The organism is Amycolatopsis minnesotensis (genome assembly GCF_039529815.1).
GTDB classification, from domain to species: Bacteria; Actinomycetota; Actinomycetes; order Mycobacteriales; family Pseudonocardiaceae; genus Amycolatopsis; species Amycolatopsis minnesotensis.
The window spans coordinates 1-564 of the sequence record NZ_BAAANN010000154.1 but is presented as its reverse complement, the minus strand read 5'-3'; the positions used below and the strand labels follow the sequence as shown (position 1 = coordinate 564).

Genomic DNA, 564 nt, shown 5'->3' with positions numbered 1-564 from the left:
GTTGTCGAGGACGATCATGGCTTCGGTGAGGGGGTTGCGGCTGGGGTCTCGGTGGGGGGTGGCGGTGTCGACGATGCGTTCGAAGGGGGTGGTGTCGTGGGTGTAGGCGTTGAGGGTGGTGGTGCGGATGTGGGTGAGGTGCTGGGTGTAGGTGTGGGTTTCGGTGGTGTGGGTGCGGAGGGGGAGGGTGTTGACGAAGAAGCCGATGAGGGGTTCGAGTTCGGTGTGGGTGCGGCCGGAGGTGGCGGTGCCGAGGGTGATGTCGGTTTGGCCGGTGTGGCGGGAGAGCCAGATGGTGGTGGCGGCGGTGAGTGCCATGAACAGGGTGGCGTCGTGGGTGTGGGCGTGGGTGGTGAGGTGGTGGATGGTGTCGGGGTTGAGGGTGAGGGTGTGGGTGGCTCCGGCGGCGGAGCGGATGGCGGGCCGGGGGTGGTCGGTGGGCAGGGTGAGTACGGGTGCGTCGGCGAGGGTGGTTTTCCAGAAGGCGAGGTCCTCGGCGAGTGCGGTGGGGGGTTGTTGACGTTGCCAGTGGGCGTAGTCGGTGTATTGCACCGCGAGCGGGGG

The 564-nt window shown here is 67.9% G+C and carries 1 protein-coding gene; it reads right to left on the bottom strand.

Annotated features, from left to right (window positions below):
* Positions 1–564 (bottom strand): condensation domain-containing protein (locus tag ABD256_RS44280; protein ID WP_344432422.1); only part of this gene is annotated, 564 nt, incomplete at both ends.